Origin of the sequence: Streptomyces sp. 3330, from assembly GCF_031456635.1 — a bacterium.
In the GTDB taxonomy this organism is placed as follows: Bacteria; Actinomycetota; Actinomycetes; order Streptomycetales; family Streptomycetaceae; genus Streptomyces.
This window is the reverse complement of record NZ_JAVDVA010000027.1, coordinates 43,757-59,396: the sequence shown is the minus strand read 5'-3', so window position 1 is coordinate 59,396 and position 15,640 is coordinate 43,757. Positions and strand designations below refer to the sequence as shown.

14 protein-coding genes are annotated in these 15,640 nt (G+C 72.2%); 6 read left to right on the top strand and 8 right to left on the bottom strand.

The features are described 5' to 3' along the window. Positions 1-86: 86 nt before the first annotated feature. Positions 87-1,100, top strand: coding sequence for an ornithine carbamoyltransferase (argF, locus tag J2X68_RS33285; RefSeq protein WP_310436325.1), 1,014 nt, complete (start codon positions 87-89; stop codon positions 1,098-1,100). 110 nt (positions 1,101-1,210) lie between these two features. Here the strand turns inward: argF and J2X68_RS33280 are convergent, their stop codons facing one another. Beyond that, positions 1,211-1,672, bottom strand: coding sequence for an ATP-binding protein (locus tag J2X68_RS33280; RefSeq protein WP_310436356.1), 462 nt, complete (start codon positions 1,670-1,672; stop codon positions 1,211-1,213). Between the two features lie 312 nt (positions 1,673-1,984). Here J2X68_RS33280 and J2X68_RS33275 point away from each other — a divergent pair, with 312 nt between their 5' ends. Continuing rightward, positions 1,985-2,812, top strand: a complete 828-nt coding sequence (locus tag J2X68_RS33275) for an enoyl-CoA hydratase family protein (protein ID WP_310436324.1) — start codon at positions 1,985-1,987, stop codon at positions 2,810-2,812. A 2-nt stretch (positions 2,813-2,814) separates the two neighbouring features. Further along, entirely contained in the window at positions 2,815-5,202 is a 2,388-nt protein-coding gene (locus J2X68_RS33270) for a bifunctional salicylyl-CoA 5-hydroxylase/oxidoreductase (protein WP_310436323.1), read from the top strand. Between the two features lie 189 nt (positions 5,203-5,391). Here J2X68_RS33270 and cysC read toward each other — a convergent pair whose 3' ends face one another. The 3 genes from cysC to J2X68_RS33255 all read right to left on the bottom strand — a co-directional run bounded on the left by cysC (position 5,392) and on the right by J2X68_RS33255 (position 8,807). Further along, entirely contained in the window at positions 5,392-6,033 is a 642-nt protein-coding gene (cysC, locus tag J2X68_RS33265; RefSeq protein WP_399041446.1) for an adenylyl-sulfate kinase, read from the bottom strand. 98 nt (positions 6,034-6,131) lie between these two features. Further along, complete coding sequence (locus tag J2X68_RS33260) at positions 6,132-6,959, bottom strand: PaaX family transcriptional regulator C-terminal domain-containing protein (protein ID WP_310436322.1); 828 nt, start codon at positions 6,957-6,959, stop codon at positions 6,132-6,134. 15 nt (positions 6,960-6,974) lie between these two features. Further along, a complete protein-coding gene (locus J2X68_RS33255) occupies positions 6,975-8,807 on the bottom strand; it encodes an AMP-binding protein (protein WP_310436321.1) in 1,833 nt (610 codons plus the stop codon). Positions 8,808-9,343: 536 nt separating this feature from the next. Between J2X68_RS33255 and J2X68_RS33250 the strand changes: the two genes are divergently transcribed. Continuing rightward, a complete protein-coding gene (locus J2X68_RS33250) occupies positions 9,344-10,480 on the top strand; it encodes an acyl-CoA dehydrogenase family protein (protein WP_310436320.1) in 1,137 nt (378 codons plus the stop codon). 77 nt (positions 10,481-10,557) lie between these two features. Continuing rightward, positions 10,558-10,878 carry a RidA family protein gene (locus J2X68_RS33245; RefSeq protein ID WP_399041467.1) on the top strand — a complete coding sequence of 107 codons (321 nt, stop codon included), beginning with the start codon at positions 10,558-10,560 and terminating at the stop codon, positions 10,876-10,878. Positions 10,879-11,320: 442 nt separating this feature from the next. Here J2X68_RS33245 and J2X68_RS33240 read toward each other — a convergent pair whose 3' ends face one another. Further along, positions 11,321-11,530 (bottom strand): DUF5999 family protein, encoded by a 210-nt coding sequence (locus J2X68_RS33240; protein WP_310436318.1) that lies wholly within the window; start codon positions 11,528-11,530, stop codon positions 11,321-11,323. A 233-nt stretch (positions 11,531-11,763) separates the two neighbouring features. Between J2X68_RS33240 and J2X68_RS33235 the strand changes: the two genes are divergently transcribed. Continuing rightward, positions 11,764-12,192 carry a DUF6299 family protein gene (locus tag J2X68_RS33235; RefSeq protein WP_310436317.1) on the top strand — a complete coding sequence of 143 codons (429 nt, stop codon included), beginning with the start codon at positions 11,764-11,766 and terminating at the stop codon, positions 12,190-12,192. A gap of 314 nt (positions 12,193-12,506) precedes the next feature. Here the strand turns inward: J2X68_RS33235 and J2X68_RS33230 are convergent, their stop codons facing one another. From J2X68_RS33230 to modA, 3 genes are read right to left on the bottom strand one after another with little or no spacing between them, the layout of a single operon-like run. Continuing rightward, positions 12,507-13,664, bottom strand: coding sequence for an ABC transporter ATP-binding protein (locus J2X68_RS33230; protein WP_310436316.1), 1,158 nt, complete (start codon positions 13,662-13,664; stop codon positions 12,507-12,509). Then, complete coding sequence (gene modB, locus J2X68_RS33225) at positions 13,661-14,521, bottom strand: molybdate ABC transporter permease subunit (protein ID WP_310436315.1); 861 nt, start codon at positions 14,519-14,521, stop codon at positions 13,661-13,663. Before modB ends, J2X68_RS33230 begins: the two co-directional genes overlap by 4 nt. Further along, positions 14,518-15,342 (bottom strand): molybdate ABC transporter substrate-binding protein, encoded by an 825-nt coding sequence (gene modA / locus J2X68_RS33220; RefSeq protein WP_310436314.1) that lies wholly within the window; start codon positions 15,340-15,342, stop codon positions 14,518-14,520. The genes modB and modA overlap by 4 nt, the downstream gene beginning before the upstream one ends. Positions 15,343-15,640 lie beyond the last annotated feature (298 nt).

The following is a 15,640-nucleotide window of genomic DNA, read 5'->3' as shown; positions in this document are numbered from 1 at the left end:
GTCGAGCGTCGTATAGACTTCCGAGGGTCCCTGCCACCGCAGTCATGCGCACTGCACCTCGTCACCGCACCTCTGGAGCGACCCCCATGGCGACAGTCCCGACCGCCCTCGCCGGCCGCCACTTCCTCAAGGAGCTGGACTTCACCGGGGAGGAGTTCCGCGGCCTGATCGAGCTGGCCGCCGAGCTGAAGGCCGCCAAGAAGGCCGGGACCGAGGTCCAGCACCTGCGCGGCAAGAACATCGCCCTGATCTTCGAGAAGACCTCGACGCGCACCCGTTGCGCGTTCGAGGTCGCCGCAGCCGACCAGGGCGCCTCCACCACCTACCTCGACCCGTCCGGCTCCCAGATCGGCCACAAGGAGTCGGTGAAGGACACCGCCCGCGTCCTGGGGCGGATGTACGACGGCATCGAGTACCGCGGGTCCAGCCAGGAGAAGGTCGAGGAGCTCGCCGCCCACGCGGGCGTCCCCGTCTTCAACGGCCTCACCGACGACTGGCACCCCACCCAGATGCTCGCCGACGTGCTCACGATGACCGAGCACTGCGCCAAGAGCCTCGCGGACGACGGTTTCGTCCTCGCCTACCTCGGCGACGCCCGCTTCAACATGGGCAACTCCTACCTGGTCACCGGTGCCCTGCTCGGCCTGGACGTCCGTATCGTCGCGCCCAAGGAGTACTGGCCCGCCGACGAGGTGATCGCGCAGGCCCGCAGGCTGGCCGAGGACTCCGGAGCCGCGATCCTGCTCACCGAGGACCTCGCCGAGGGGGTGGCGGGCGCCGACTTCGTCGCCACCGACGTGTGGGTCTCCATGGGCGAGCCCAAGGAGGTCTGGGACGAGCGGATCGCCGCCCTCGGCCCGTACGCCGTGACCATGGACGTCCTGCGCGCCACCGGCAACCCGGACGTCAAGTTCCTGCACTGCCTCCCGGCCTTCCACGACCTCGGCACCAAGGTCGGCCGCGAGATCCACGAGAGCCACGGCCTGGACTCCCTCGAGGTGACCGACGAGGTGTTCGAGTCGGCCCACTCGGTCGTCTTCGACGAGGCCGAGAACCGTCTGCACACGATCAAGGCCGTCCTGGTGGCCACGCTCGCCTGACCGGGCGGCTCGGCCGCGAGCGGGCGGTCCGTACCCGTACCCGTGCGCTCATCCGCGACGGCGCCGCGGCTCGCGCCTGCCGCCAGGGCGCCCGTCGGGGCCGGCCGGCGTCATGCCGGGTGCGGCCGCCACTGCGCCGGAACGGCGGCCAGCCGGAACCACACCGCCTTGCCCTGGTCGGTGGGCCGGTGTCCGCAGGACGAGCTGAGGGCGCGGATGAGCAGCAGCCCGCGCCCGTGCTCCTGCCAGGGGTCGGGCTCCTCCGTGGGGGGACGGGTGAGATCGCCGGGCGGCACCGGGTCGGGGTCGTGCACCTCGACCTGGCAGCCGGTCGGCTGCAGCTCCACCACCAGCTCTATCGGGGCGTCCCCGGCGGTGTGCTCCACGGCGTTCGCCACCAGCTCGGCGGTGAGCAGCTCCGCGGTGTCGCTGTCCGCTCCGTGCTTCAGCTCGGCCAGCGCCGTTCGGACCAGCGCACGGGCCACCGGCACGGCCGCGGCGGAGTGCGGCAGCGCGATACGCCAGGAGGCGGCCGGCTCGGAGGGGCGTTCGTACAAGGCGAGTCCGTTCATGGCGCAGGTTCCGATGATCGACATCAGGTGGCCCTGCTTTCAACTTCAGGAATGGTACGGCGGCCTCCGGCAGAGGCGCTCGTCGGGCACCGCACGGGACCTTAGGCCCCTGCCGGCGACCTACCCGCGTCAACGGTCCCTCGCGCGTGCCCGATCCCGTTGTTACCGCGTTATCGACGACCGGTGACGTGTGTGACGAGAACATGCCGTGCGGTGACACAACGAGTCTTCCCGGAGCCTCTATCGCGTACTCATGACGACAGTCACGACAAGGTGATAACTTCGGGTACGACTGTCGAGGAGGCCGCCCTCATGAGTCCCTTCACCGGCTCCGCCGCCCGCACCTCCGACTGGCGCCACCTGCGCGTCGAACACACCGACGGCATCGCCACCGTCACCCTGGCCCGCCCCGAGAAACTCAACGCCCTCACCTTCGGCGCCTACGCCGACCTGCGCGATCTGCTCGCCGAGCTGTCCCGGGAACGGTCGGTGCGCGCCCTGGTCCTGGCCGGCGAGGGCCGCGGCTTCTGCTCCGGCGGAGACGTCGACGAGATCATCGGCGCCACCCTCGGCATGGACACCGCCCGGCTCCTCGACTTCAACCGGATGACCGGCCAGGTCGTACGCGCCGTACGGGAGTGCCCGTTCCCGGTCGTCGCGGCCGTGCACGGCGTGGCCGCCGGCGCCGGCGCGGTCCTCGCCCTCGCCGCCGACTTCCGGATCGCCGACCCCAGCGCCCGCTTCGCGTTCCTCTTCACCCGCGTCGGCCTCTCCGGCGGCGACATGGGCGCCGCCTACCTCCTGCCCCGGGTCGTGGGCCTCGGCCACGCCACCCGGCTCCTCATGCTCGGTGAGCCGGTCCGCGCCCCCGAGGCCGAGCGCATCGGCCTGATCAGCGAACTGACGGACGAGGGCCGGTCCGACGAGGCCGCACAGGCGCTCGCCCGCCGCCTGGCCGACGGACCCGCACTGGCGTACGCCCAGACCAAAGCGCTCCTCACGGCGGAACTGGACATGCCGCTCGCCGCGTCCGTCGAACTGGACGCCGCCACCCAGGCCCTCCTCATGAACGGCGAGGACTACGCCGAATTCCACCAGGCGTTCACGCAGAAGCGCCCGCCGAAGTGGCGGGGGCGGTGACCATGGCGGCCGACGAGGGGACACCGGCGTCCACGGCTCCGGGCGCTGCCCGCCCGCGCCGCCACGACGGGCCGCGACCGGCGGCCGAGGACCCGCCACCGCACGACGGCGGCGACCGCCCCCGGCGCATCGCGGTCATCGGAGGCGGCCCCGGCGGCCTCTACGCCGCAGCCCTGCTGAAACGACTCGACCCCGCCCGCGAGATCACCCTCTGGGAACGCAACGCCCCCGACGACACCTTCGGCTTCGGAGTCGTCCTCTCCGACGAGACCCTCGGCGGCATCGAACACGCCGACCCCCAGGTCTACGCCGCCCTCCAGCGGGACTTCGTCCGCTGGGACGACATCGACATCGTGCGCCACGCCACCCGGCACACCTCCACCGGACACGGCTTCGCCGCCCTCGGCCGGCGCCGGCTCCTGGAGATCCTGCACGAACGCTGCCGCTCCCTCGGCGTCGACCTGCGCTTCCGCGCCGAGGCGCCCGACCCCGCACGGCTGGCGCGGGAGCACGACCTCGTCATCGCCGCCGACGGGGTGCACAGCACGACCCGCGACACTTACGCCCAGGTGTTCCGCCCCCGGGTCGTCGGCCACCGCTGCCGCTACATCTGGCTCGCCGCGGACTTCGCCTTCGACGCCTTCCGCTTCGAGATCGCCGAAACCCCGCACGGCGTCATGCAACTGCACGGCTACCCCTACGCGGCCGACGCCTCGACCGTGATCGTCGAGATGCGCGAGGAGGTATGGCGGGCAACCGGTTTCGACGAACTCGACGCACCGGAGTCGGTCGAGCGCTGCGCCAAGATCTTCGCCGACGCCCTCGGCGGACGCCCGCTCACGTCCAACAACTCCACCTGGACCACGTTCCGGACCGTCGTCAACGAGCGCTGGTCCCACGGCAACGTCGTCCTGCTGGGCGACGCCGCCCACACCGCCCACTTCTCCATCGGCTCCGGCACCAAGCTCGCCGTCGAGGACGCCCTGGCACTCGCGGCCTGCCTGCACGAACACCAGCATCTGCCGGCCGCGCTGACCGCCTACGAGGAGGAACGCAGACCCGTCGTCGCCTCCACCCAGCGGGCCGCCCGCGCCAGCCTGGAGTGGTTCGAGAACATCGGCCTCTACGCCGACCAGCCGCCCCGCCGCTTCGCCTTCAACCTGCTCACCCGCAGCCGCCGCGTCACCCACGACAACCTGCGGCTGCGCGACCCCCTCTTCACCGACGCCGTGGAGCGGGAGTTCGGCTGTCCGCCCGGCACGCCCCCGATGTTCACCCCGTTCCGGCTGCGCGGCCTGACCCTGCGCAACCGGGTCGTCGTCTCACCGATGGACATGTACTCGGCCACCGACGGCCTCCCCGGCGACTTCCACCTCGTCCACCTGGGCGCCCGCGCCCTCGGCGGCGCCGGACTGGTGATGACCGAGATGGTGTGCGTGTCTCCCGAAGGACGCATCACGCCCGGCTGCACCGGCCTCTACACCGCTCGCCAGGCCGACGCCTGGCGCCGCGTCACCGACTTCGTGCACGACCGGGCGCCGGGCACCGCGATCGGCGTCCAGCTCGGCCACTCCGGCCGCAAGGGCTCGACGAAGCTGATGTGGGAGGGCATGGACGAACCGCTGACCGAAGGGAACTGGCCGCTCGTGGCCGCCTCTCCCTTGCCGTACAGACCGTCCGGCCAACGGCCCCGCGAGCTCGCCCGAGCCCAGCTCACCGACCTCCGCCACACGTTCGCCGCCGCCGCCGGACGAGCCGCCCGATCCGGCTTCGACCTGCTCGAACTCCACTGCGCACACGGATACTTGCTGTCCGGCTTCCTCTCCCCGCTCACCAACCGCCGGACCGACGCCTACGGAGGCTCGCTCGCCGGACGGCTGCGGTTCCCGCTGGAGGTCTTCGACGCGGTCCGCGCGGTGTGGCCCGCGGAACGACCGATGACCGTCCGCATCTCCGCCACCGACTGGGCCGACGGCGGCACTTCGGCGGACGACGCCGTCGAGATCGCCCGTGCCTTCGCCGCGCACGGCGCCGACGCGATCGACGTGTCGACCGGACAGGTGGTGGCCGAGGAGCAGCCGGAGTTCGGCCGCTCGTACCAGACACCCTTCGCCGACCGGATCCGCCACGAGGTCCGCGTGCCCGTGATCGCGGTCGGCGCGATCTCCTCCTGGGACGACGTCAACTCATTGATCCTGGCGGGTCGTACGGACCTCTGCGCGCTCGCCCGGCCGCATCTCTACGACCCGAACTGGACCCTGCACGCGGCCGCCGAGCAGGGCTACACCGGACCCGGCGCCGACTGGCCAGCTCCCTACCGGGCCGGCAGCCGCCCCCCACGCACCGGACGCACGGACGCACCCAAACCCCGCTCGAGACTTACGAGTTGAGCTGACGGAGACCGGCCCCCCGCGAGCCGAACCGCGACCCGACCCGGGCCCCGACCTGGAATCCGCCCGGGAACGGCGGAGGGGGGGAGTGGCCGGTGGGAGTGGTCGGGGAGTGATCCGTCCGGGAGCCGTTGCGGGAGGCGGTATGGGAGCCGTTACGGAAGGCGGGACGGCCGCTGGCCGCCGCCGTCACACCAACCCGCGCTCCGCCAGCGCCGCGTACACCGCGTCCGCCGAGTCCGGTGGGGTCCGGTCCTGCGTGGTGAGCACGAGGTCGGGGTCGACCGGGGCCTCGTACGGGTCGTCGACGCCGGTCAGCCCGGTCAGCCCGGTCAGTTCGCCCGCGGCCTGCCGGGCGTACAGCCCCTTCACGTCCCGCTCCCTGCACACCTCGACCGGGGTCGCCACGTGCACCTCGACGTACGGTGTGCCGCTCCTCGCGTGCCGGCGCCGCACCGCCTCGCGGCTGTCGGCGTGCGGCGCGATCACGGGGACGACGGACAGGACGCCGTTGCGGGCGAGGACCTCCGACACGAGGCCGACGCGCTGCACGTCGATGTGCCGGTCGGCGCGGGAGAAGCCGAGGCCCGCGGAGAGGAAACGACGTATCTCGTCACCGTCGAGGATCTCCACCCGATGCCCCTCGGCCCTCAGCCGATCGCTCAGGAAACGGGCGATTGTCGTCTTGCCCGCGCTCGGCAACCCCGTGAGCCAGACCGTGGCCCCCGGCGTCCTGGGCGTGACGGCCCTCGGCGCGACGGCTGTCGGCGGGACGGCTGCTGTCGGAGGGGCAGCGGCCCTCGGCGGAACGGCCCTCGGCTCGTCGGTCATGCGCAACTGTCCTCTTTCCTGCCGTCGTACCACCCGGGGAACGGTAGGTAAGGAATCTGAGAAGACCGGTCGAGGAACCTGAGGTTTGCGTGAGTCGCTCAGGGCGCGGGCGGAGTCACTCCCGCGAACTGCGCCCCCGCGTCCCGAAGTCGCTCGTGCAGTCCGTGGAACACGGCCGCGGAACGGGTCCCCGGCCAGTTTTCGGGCAGCAGACGAACGGGCAGGCCGGGATCGGTGTAGGGCAGGTGCCGCCAGGAGTCCAGGGCGAGGAGGTAGTCCCGGTAGGCCTCCTCCGGCGGCGTGTCCGGACGCTGCCGCCAGGCGTGCAGCACGCCCGCGTGACCTTCGAGGAACGTCTCGTGCTCCTTGGCGATGGCCGCCAGGTCCCACCAGCGGGCGACGGACTCGACCGTCGGAGAGAAGCCCAGGTGCTCGCCGCGGAACAGGTCGACGTACGGGTCGAGGCGCAGCCGCCGGAGGGTGTGCCGGGTCTCGTCGTACAGCCGCGCCGGCGCGATCCACACCCCCGGTGCGGCGGTACCGAACCCCAGGCCCGCGAGCCGCGACCGCAGCACATGCCGCTTCTGCCGCTCCGACTCCGGCACGGAGAACACCGCCAGCACCCAGCCCTCGTCCTCCGGCGGGGCCGTGGCATAGATGCGCCGGTCGCCGTCGTCGAGCAACTGCTGTGCCTCGTGCGACAGTTCGTACCCCGCCGCGCCCTGGGCCGTACGGGCGGGCAGCAGCAGTCCGCGTCGTTTGAGCCGGGACACCGAGGAGCGTACGGAAGGCGCGTCGACGCCGACCGCGGCCAGCAGCCGGATCAACTCGGCGACGGGCACCGGGCCCGGCGCGAAGCGGCCGTACGCGCCGTAGAGCGTGACGATGAGAGACCGGGGTGCGGGCTGATCGGACACGTTGATCATCTTAGGTCTTCGGTATCACTGCTGGTCACTATTGGTGTCATCACCGACGTGATCTTCACCGTGGCGTTCGCCGAGGCCTGCGGCCGCGCCTTCGGTTTCCACCTGGGAGCGGCCGCCTTCGGCGTGGTCCTCGACGCGGCCTTCCTCGACGTCTTCCGCGCGCAGTCTGAATCTCTGGAGCTTCCCGGTCGCCGTGCGCGGCAGCGCGTCCAGGAAGACGACCTCGCGCGGGCACTTGTACGGGGCCAACTCCTGCTTGAGGAAGGCGCGCAGAGCCTCCGCGTCGCGCCGGGCGTCCGCCCGCAGCACGGCGAACGCGACGGCCACCTGCCCCCGTTGCTCGTCGGGCCGCCCCACCACCGCCGCCTCGACCACGTCCGGGTGGCGCAGCAGCGCCTCCTCGACCTCGGGGCCCGCGATGTTGTACCCGGCCGAGATGATCATGTCGTCGGCGCGGGCGACATAGCGGAAGTAGCCGTCGCCCTCGCGGACATAGGTGTCGCCGGTGACGTTCCAGCCGTCGCGCACGTACTGCTGTTGCCTCGGGTCGGCCAGATAGCGGCAGCCGACCGGGCCGCGCACGGCGAGCAGCCCCGGCTCGCCGTCGGGCACGGGCCTGCCGCCCTGGTCCTGCACGCGCGCCTGCCAGCCGGGGACGGGCACGCCGGTCGTGCCGGGCCGGATGTGTTCGTCGGCGGCCGAGATGAAGATGTGCAGCAGCTCGGTGGCGCCGATGCCGTTGATCAGCCGGACCCCGGTCCGCTCGTGCCAGGCCCGCCATGTGGCCGCGGGCAGGTTCTCCCCGGCCGAGACGCAGCGGCGCAGCGAGGAGACGTCGTGCGCGCCGCCTCGGCTCGGGCTGTTGATGCCGCCGATGCCGCCGATGCTGTCGGGGTCGTTGGGGCCGGTTGGGCCGGTTGGGCCGGTTGGGCCGGTGGGGTCGTTGGGGCGGTTCTGGCTGTTCAGGTCGTCGAGCATCGCGCGGTAGGCGGTGGGGGCGGTGAACAGCACGGTCACCCGGTGGGCGGCGATCGCGGGCAGCAGTTGCCGGGGGCCCGCCTGTTCGAGCAACAGCGCGCTGGCGCCGGCCCGCATCGGGAAGACGACCAGCCCGCCGAGGCCGAAGGTGAAACCCAGCGGCGGACTGCCGGCGAAGACATCGTCGGGAAGCGGTTTCAGTATGTGCCGCGAGAAGGTGTCGGCGATCGCCAGGACATCCCGGTGGAAATGCAGACAACCCTTCGGCCGACCGGTGGTGCCCGAGGTGAAGGCGATCAGCGCCACGTCGTCGGAAGCGGTTTCGACGGCTTGGTACGGCTCTTGTGGCGCCGACCGGTTCAGCAGATCGTCGGACGCGTCACCGCCGTACGTCGTGATCCGGAGGCCGGGTATCTCCGCCTTGGCGAGGTCGTCCACGGCCCTGACGTCGCAGAGCGCGTGTTCCACCCGCGCGATCTCGCACATGGTGCGCAGTTCCGAAGGCCGTTGCTGGGCCAGGACGGTGACCGCGATCGCGCCCGCCTTCAGCACCGCCAGCCAACAGGCGGCGAGCCAGGGCGTGGTGGGGCCGCGCAGCAGCACACGGTTGCCCGGGACGACTCCGAGGTCACCGCTGAGCAGATGCGCGATCCGGTCGACGCGGGCCCGCAGCTCTCCGTACGTCCAGGACGGCCCCGAGCCGGTGTGGAACACGGGCCGGTCCGGCGCGGTGTGGTCGAGCAGCTCGGCGGCGCAGTTCATCCGGGCGGGGTAGTCCAGCTCGGGCAGATCGAAACAGAGCTCGGGCCAGTGGCCGGGCGACGGAAGGTGGTCGCGCGCGAAGGTGTCGACGTGGGCCGAGACGTTCATGGGCGTTCGCCCCCTTGCCTGGATGGACTGTCCGGCTGGGCTGCCCGGGCGGGCGTCGTCTTGGGGTCGCGCAAGGATCGTAGCGCGTTGGTGACGACAGTCAACGGGCCGCGATACCGTCAGGGGGAGGCGGTGGCGGCCGACCGGAGACATGGCCCGCGAACGGCCCGGGCGGGCTCGACCGTCCGGCACGGCGGAAACGGTTGTGGCAAGTCAGGTCCAGCGGAAACGGCGGGCTGGAGACAGAGAGAGCGGAAGCAGGAACACCGGAAACGGGACGGGGACCGGGACCGGGACCGGGAGAAATAGCTACGGAAACGGAATCGGAAACAGAAACGGGACCGGAACAGGAACGGGAGAAGCGGCTACGGAAACGGCCACGGAAGCGGCTTCGGGAACGAGAACGGCAGAAACGGGTGCCACGAAGCAGGCGTCGTGAAGCAAGCGCTGCGAAACAGGTACTGCGAAACACGCGCTGCGAAACAGGTACAGAAGGTCAGGTCAGGTCAGGCCGAGCACGGCAGAGGGGACAGGCGATGCCCGCATTCTCGCTCGAACCGGCACAGGCCGACTGGTGCGCCGCACTGCGTACCGTTGCCGCCGCACGGCTGCACCCACTCGCCGAGAAGGGCGAACCGGGTCGCGTCAACCGGCCGCTCGTCGCCGAGCTCGGCCGGATCGGCCTGCTGCCACGCCTGTTCACCTCCGGCGCCGTCGATCTCTGCCTGATGCGCGAGTCCCTGGCCTACTCCTGTACGGAGGCGGAGACCGCGCTCGCGCTGCAAGGGCTCGGTGCCCACCCGGTCCACGCTCACGGCAGCCCCGCCCAGCGGCAGTACTGGCTGCCCCGGGTCACCGACGGCACTGCGATCGCCGCGTTCGCCCTGAGCGAGCCGGGCGCCGGCTCGGACGCGGCTGCCCTGTCCCTGGCCGCCGAGCGGGACGGGCCGGACGGCTGGCGGCTCACCGGGGAGAAGTGCTGGATCTCCAACGCTCCCGAGGCCGACTTCTATACCGTTTTCGCCCGCACCACCCCGGGGGCCGGCGCGCAGGGGGTCACCGCATTCCTCGTTCCCGCCGATCGCGCAGGCCTCACCGGCTCCGCCCTCGACATGCTCTCCCCGCACCCGATCGGAACTCTCCGCTTCGATGGTGTCCCGGTCACGGCGGACGATGTGCTCGGCGAGCCCGACCGCGGATTCCGGGTCGCCATCGGCACCCTCAACCTGTTCCGCCCCAGCGTCGGCGCCTTCGCCGTCGGCATGGCGCAGGCCGCACTCGACGCGACCCTGGCCCACACCGCCCGACGCGACGCTTTCGGCGGCAAGTTGAGCGACCTTCAGACGGTGGCCCACCAGGTCGCCGAGATGGCCCTGCGCACAGAGGCCGCGCGTCTCATGGTCCACGCCGCGGCGTCGGCGTACGACAGCGGCGCCTCAGACGTACCGAAGCGCGCCGCGATGGCCAAGCTGTTCGCCACCGAGACCGCGCAGTATGTCGTCGACACGGCCGTCCAACTCCATGGCGCACGGGCCCTGCGCCGTGGCCACCTGCTCGAGCACCTCTACCGGGAGGTGCGCGCGCCGCGGATCTACGAGGGAGCCAGCGAGGTCCAACGCGGGATCATCGCAAAGGCGTTGTACGCCGAACTCGCGGACCTGGAGGCCAGGTGACCACCGAACGCGTCAACCCGCCCGCACTCTCGCCGCCCGTCGGCTTCTCCCATGCCGTCGTCACCACCGGCGAGCGGATCGTCTTCCTGGCCGGGCAGACCGCGCTCGATGCCGACGGAAAGATCGTGGGGGAGTCGCTGCCGGAGCAGTTCGCCCGGGCGCTGACGAATCTGCTGGCCGCGCTGACGGCGGCGGGCGGGTCGGCGTCGGACCTGGCGCGCGTCACCGTCTACGTCACGGACGTGGCCGCATATCGCGAGAACGCTGCCGAACTGGGCTCGATCTGGCGGGAGCTGGCGGGGCGCGACTATCCGGCGATGGCAGTCGTCGGGATCGTGCGACTCTGGGACGAGCAGGCACTCGTCGAACTGGACGGGTTCGCCGTACTCGATCGGTGAGTCGGAACAGTAACCGGTATCGGCAACGGATCGATTCCGTAACCGGTGTCAGCAACAGGCCGATCTGCGTAACCGATTTCGCCGACTCGTCGAATTCCGTAATCGGTTTCGCCGGCGGGGCGAGTTCCGTAACCGGTTTCGGCGATGGGCCGGATTCCGTAACCGGTTTCGGCGATGGGCCGGATTCCGTAACCGGTTTCAGGGCCCGACCGGCTTCCTCCCCGTAACGGGCATCTGCGACCGGCTTCGTTCCTGTAGCCGTTGTCAGCGCCTGGCTTCGGTATCCGTATCAGCAACCGGTTTCACCGAGGGCGGCCGGCAGACCCGCGCCTCGGCGGTCGGCGGTCGGCGGTCGGCGGTCGGCGGTCGGCGGTCGGCGGTCGGCAGCGGCCCGTCCGTCCACGGCGCGTCGGGTCCCGGTGGTCGGCCCCGGCGGTCAGGGTCAGGCGGCGACGGCGAGTTGTCCGGCGGTCACCCGGTGCGGGTCCACGACGCGGCCGTCCGGCAGCAGTTCACCGGAGTCGTCGAAGACGATGGTCCCGTCGCACAGCAGGTTCCAGCCCTGCTCGGGATGGGCAGCGACGATGTGCGCGTGGGTGAGGTGGACCGGCCGGGCGTCGGCAGAAGCGCTGGGGAGCTGGTGGGAACACATGGAGCACCTCCACGTCGGTGGGGTCGGCCGCCGTCCGGTCGGCCCCCATGCTCAGACCATGCGCCCGGCCCGCCCGCACATCCAGAGAGCGGCGGCAAGCGTGACAGCACCAGGACAACTCCAGGACCGTTCGTCGACGACCGGTGCGGACTCGCCACCGAAGGAGTGACGATCACGGCCCCGGGCGTGTCCGCCCGGTACCTGTGGAGGCCCCCACAACAGGAGGTTCTCCCATGTCGTTGCGTCCCGCCCTCTCCGCGGCCGTCGGCGCCGTACTGCTGCTGCTCGCGGCCCCGGCGGTCACCGCCACCGCCGATCCGCTGGAGTCCGTCACCGTCGATCAGGTCGGCAGCATCGCCACCGACGGCACCGTCACCCTTTCCGGCACCTACCGCTGTGTCGGCAACACGGGTCCCGTCTTCGTCAGTTCCTCGGTCGGTCAGGGTTCGGGCGAGGCCCGGCACGGCATCGGCGGCACCCGTGCCGTGTGCGACGGCGCCGAGCACGCGTGGAAGAACACGGGCAAGGCCACTCCCGCCGACCTCGAACCCGGTGCGGCCCACGTCGAGGCCACGCTGATGGAGCTCCGCCCCCAGGGTGGCCTGCCCCTGCCCCGCTTCCACGCCGCACAGGAGCGGGACATCACACTGACCGCGGGCTGAGCGACCGGTCCTGGACGGCGGGCGCGTCGACGGCACCGAGGCAGCGGCCTTCGCCCGGCACCGGCGGCCGCTGACACCGAAGGGGAAGGTGCCGCCCCTGCTCCGGGAACCCGGCGGCCGCTGACACCGAAGGGGACGGTACCGCTCCCGCTCCGGGAACCGGGCTGCCGCTGGCACCGAACGGCTCCGGGAGCCCGGCCGCCGATGACACCGCGCACCTGCGGGCACCGGACGCCCGTGACGCCGTACTCCGGGGGTTCCGGGACCACCTGCCCGGCCCCGGCCGCGGGGTCCCCGCCGCTCCCGGTGTCGTCTCAGACGGGGTAGGCGTGGGTCTGCGCGGCCTTCACCGCCGCCCAGACCCGGGCCCCCGGATACAGGTCGAGTTCGGCCGCGGCGACCGTCGTCAGGTCGGCGGCGAGCGGAAGTTCGCCGGTGAGGTCGGCGCGGATCTGGTCGCCGTGGGTCTCCAGCCCGGCCACCTCGCCGTGCCAGAGGTTGCGGGCGCTGGCGCCGGTCGGACGGTCACGGTAGAGGGTGACCGCGCTCGGCGGGAACGCCACGAACACCGGGCCGGACAGGACCTCGGTGGTGGTGACGGTGGGACCGGCGGCGAGGCGGACGGTGTGCCCGTCGGCCTGACCCCGGTAGAGGTTCAGGCCCACCAGCTGGGCGATGTAGTCCGTACGGGGATGCCGGGCGATGTCGGACGGCACGCCCTCCTGGACGACCCGCCCGTGCTCGACGACGACGAGCCGGTCGGCGAGCACCATGGCGTCCAGCGGATCGTGCGTGACCAGGACGGCGACCGCCTCGAACTCGGCCAGGTGGCGGCGGAGTCGGGCGCGGACCTCCAGCCTGGTGCGGGCGTCCAGCGCCGCCAGCGGCTCGTCGAGGAGCAGCAGCCGCGGACGGGTCGCCAGCGCACGGGCCAGGGCGACCCGCTGAGCCTGGCCCCCGGACAGCCTGCGCGGCTTGGCGCCGGCGTGCGCCGCCAACCCCAGGCGGTCCAGCCACTCGGCCGCCTGGGCACGGGCCTCCGCCTTGGTCGCGCCCTGGCAGCGCGGACCGAAGGCCACGTTGTCCAGGGCGGTCAGGTGGGGGAAGAGCAGATAGTCCTGGAAGACGACACCGACCGGGCGGGACTCGGGGGGCGTGCCGTCCAGCGCGCCGCCGTCCAGCCGCAGCCGCCCGCCGGTGAGCGGCGTCAGACCGGCGAGGGCACGCAGCGCCGTGGTCTTCCCCGCGCCGTTCGGACCCAGCAGGGCGACCACTTCACCCGGCGCCGCCCGCAACGCCACGTCGAGCCGGAACGCGCCGCGCTCCACGACCAGGTGGGCGTCGAGCCCGTCCGCTGAGGTATCGCCGCGGCGGACGCCGAGGCCGGCGGGGGACGTGCCGGCGCGGGGGGCGTCGGCGCCCTGCGGCCCGGGGCCGGTACCGGGTGTGGGCCTGGGCCCGTTCTCGGTCATCTCGCTGTCATCCACCGGTCGCGCAGGCCCGCCAGTACCGCGACGGACACGGCCAGCAGGACCAGACTGAGGGCGATGGCGGCCTCCGGGTCGCTTTGCAGGGCCAGGTACACGGCCAACGGCATGGTCTGGGTACGGCCGGGGAAGTTGCCCGCGAAGGTGATCGTCGCGCCGAACTCGCCCAGCGCCCGCGCCCAGGCGAGGACCGCGCCGGCCGCGACGCCCGGTGCGATCAACGGCAGCGTGACCCGGCGGAACGCGGTGAAACGGGAGGCGCCGAGGGTGGCGGCCGCCTCCTCGTAGCGCGGGTCGGCGGCGCGCAGGGTGCCTTCGACGGTGATGACGAGGAACGGCAGCGCGACGAACGCCTCGGCCACCACGACCCCGGCGGTGGTGAACGGGAGCGTGATGCCGAACCAGGAGTCCAGTGTCTTCCCGACGATGCCGTTGCGGCCCAGCGCCATCAGCAGCGCCACACCGCCGACCACCGGCGGCAGGACGAGCGGCAGGGTGACGAGGGCCCGGACCAGCCCACGCCCCGGGAACTCGACGCGGGCCAGCACCCACGCAAGCGGGACGCCGACGACCAGACTCACGGCGGTGGCGGCGGTGGCGCAGACCAGCGAGAGCCGCAGCGCCTGCCACACCTCGGCGCTGGTCAGCAGGTCGGGCAGGCTGCGCCACGGGGCCCGCACCAGCAGGGCGATCAGCGGCACGACCAGGAACGCCAGGCCGAGCAGCGCAGGCACCAGCAGGGGCAGCGGCACCCCGCGGACCTGGGCCCGGACACGCCGACGCCGCAGCCCACCCCGGACGGTGTCGGCCACGACGTCGGACCTGTCGGGCGGAAGGGTCACGGCTGCAGGAACCCGGCCTCGGTCAGGACCTTCTGTCCCTCGGCGGACCGCACCAGCGCGATGAACGCCTTGGCCGCCGCAGCGTTCTGCGCGTCCTTGAGCCGCACGATCGGGTAGTCGTTGACGGCGTCGGCAGATTCGGGGAACTCCACACCCTCCACCTTGTCACCCGCCGCGTGCACATCGGTCTTGTAGACGACCGCGGCGTCGGCCTCCTTCAGCTCCACCTTCGTCAGCGCGGCCTTGACGTCCTGCTCGTAGGAGACGGGGGTGAGCTTCAACTCAGTGGCGTCGAGGGCCTTCTGGGCGGCGGCGCCGCAGGGCACCGTCCTGTCGCACAGCACGACCTTCAGACCCGACTCGGTGAGGTCCTCGAGGGAGGAGATCTTGTCGGGGTTGCCCGGCAGCGTGGCGATCTCCAGCTGGTTGCGGACGAAGGTGGCGGGTGTGCCGGAGGCGTCCCCGGCATCCGTGACGATCTTCATCGTCTTGGGGCTGGCCGAGGCGAAGACGTCCGCCGGGGCGCCGCCGGTGATGCTCGCGGCGAGGGAGTCGCTGCCGCCGAAGCTGAAAGAGACCTTCGTACCCGGGTGCGCCTCCTCGAACTCCTTGCCCAGCGCCGTGAAGCTCTCCTTCAGCGAGGCCGCGGCGAACACGGTCACCGTTCCGGAGAGCCGGTCCGACGCGGACGCGGAGGAATCCGGCTTCGCCGACGAGGAGTCGTCGGACGACGAGCAGGCGCTCAGGGCCAGCAGCGCGGTGACTCCCAGGGCGGCCGCCTGCATCGGTCGGCGGCCGGTCCGGCGCGCGGTACGGGTCATCACGGGTCCACTCCCTCTGGTCCTGACGGACACCCTCACGTGTGGTCCTGACGGACCGTCCACGGCCTCCCGACGACGCCGGTCGACTTGATCACGACAACCGCCGGGCCGAGGAGCCGGTGGCCCCCCGTTCCGCGCGGTGCCCCCGCCGGGCACAGGTCGCGAGGGCCGGCCCGGTACGGTCCGGCGGCCCCGCCCCTCGCGTCCGGCGGTGAGGTTCCCTCCGCCGACCAGGCGCCTCGCGGTGTCGGCGCTGACACCGAGCAGGGCGGCTGCCTCCCCGATCCGGCGGATGCGC